Genomic DNA, 1,664 nt, shown 5'->3' with positions numbered 1-1,664 from the left:
GGAGCATCCCACTTTGGCAAATATACTCGTTTTTTGACAAAGTTTTTACCCCCCCAGCCCCCCAAGTCAAAGGGGGGAGCAAGAATACAACCTGCATTTCTTCCTTTCTCGGGATGCTCCCCTTCATCCTTCAACCTTCATCCTTCATCCTTCATTCAACGGAATAGTTGCTTAAAGACATCAAAACGAGAAATATCCCAATAATCGATATGGGAAATAATCAATCCATCAGAATTCAACTTTAACTCGCTCCAACCAGGGATAGAAATACGAGGTTTCCATGGTAATGGTGTAATCCAGCTTAAATTCCAACGGGTTTTAATTGTATCGCCAGATTGAGAAATATCATGCAGCTCCAGATGAGGCTCGATAAACCAAGTTGAAATAAACCCAATCATCTTTTGATAGCGTTGAATTCCCCGAAATTGATTCATAGGATCTTTAAAATAGACATCTTTGGCATAGATATCGTAGGTTTGATTAACGGGAAACCGTTGGTAGTCGTTCTTTATAATTTCGGTAATATCCATTAAATGCGATCGCCAAAATAAAAGCAATTATATGACAATTGCGATCGCACCCTCAAACCTCCGCGTGCCTCTATATTCAAAAAAAACAACACCCTAATCCCGTTTGTAGTAGGCACTTCAGTGCCTATTATCCTGAGAAGGCACTGAAGTGCCCACTACAAACCTCTAGCCTTTAGCCCATAAACCAAGCTACACTAGCGAAAGCAAGATTATCCCCGCTCAACTAATGAGCCTCTGTATTAACCCCGACTGTTCCCAACCCCAAAACACCGATAATCAAATATTTTGCTCCACCTGTGGTAGTGAAATACTCCTCGAAGGTAGATACCGCGTCACGCGCCCACTTGGTGCAGGTGGTTTTGGTAAAACATTCGAGGTACTAGATCGCAATATCCCTAAAGTACTGAAAGTTCTGATTAATAATGATGCCAAATATGTGGAACTCTTTCAACGGGAAGCGCAGGTACTGAGTCGCTTAAACCATCCCGGGATACCGAAAGTCGATCCAGATGGATATTTTACTGTATTTCCCAGGCAGAGTAGCGAACCCCTCTATTGTATAGTGATGGAAAAAATTGAGGGGATGAATTTAGAGGAATATCTCCAACAGCGGGATAATCGTCCCATTAACCAAAGGCTAGCGCTAGACTGGCTGAAGAAAATTACCGAAATTCTCGATACTGTACATAGTCAGAATTTTTTCCATCGGGATATCAAGCCATCGAATATCATGCTGAAGCCTGATGGGGTATTGGTTTTGATTGATTTTGGTACGGCGAGGGAAGCAACGGGGACATATCTGGCGAAAATGGCAGAGAATGAAAGACTAACACTTGTCCAGTCTTTGGGCTATTCTCCCATCGAACAACTTCACGGTTATCCTGTCTTCCAGTCAGATTTTTTTGCTTTGGGCTGTACTTTTATTTATTTACTTACCGGGCAACACCCATTTTCCCTATACGATTTGGATGGAGATGGTTATGTCTGGCGAGACAGAGCCAGCCACATTTCCCCACTAATATTAGATCGTATAGATCATCTCACCACCAGACGATACAAAGATCGTCCCCCCAACACCCAAGCCATCTTAGCAAAGTTACAAGAAATCGAACTAATTTTATATCCCCCCAAAAT

General features: G+C 42.4%; 2 protein-coding genes. One reads left to right on the top strand and one right to left on the bottom strand.

What is annotated here, in order from left to right:
* Positions 1–155 precede the first annotated feature (155 nt).
* A complete protein-coding gene (locus tag NJ959_RS29185; RefSeq protein WP_254015261.1) occupies positions 156–530 on the bottom strand; it encodes a C6orf136 family protein in 375 nt (124 codons plus the stop codon).
* 226 nt (positions 531–756) lie between these two features.
* Here NJ959_RS29185 and NJ959_RS29180 point away from each other — a divergent pair.
* Positions 757–1,664: serine/threonine-protein kinase (locus NJ959_RS29180; protein ID WP_254015260.1), on the top strand; the 908-nt coding region annotated here is incomplete at its 3' end.

It is taken from the genome of Limnofasciculus baicalensis BBK-W-15 (assembly GCF_024178385.1).
Classification (GTDB): Bacteria; Cyanobacteriota; Cyanobacteriia; order Cyanobacteriales; family Coleofasciculaceae; genus Limnofasciculus; species Limnofasciculus baicalensis.
The sequence above is the reverse complement of the archived record's forward strand: the minus strand, read 5'-3'. Positions and strand labels throughout refer to the sequence as shown.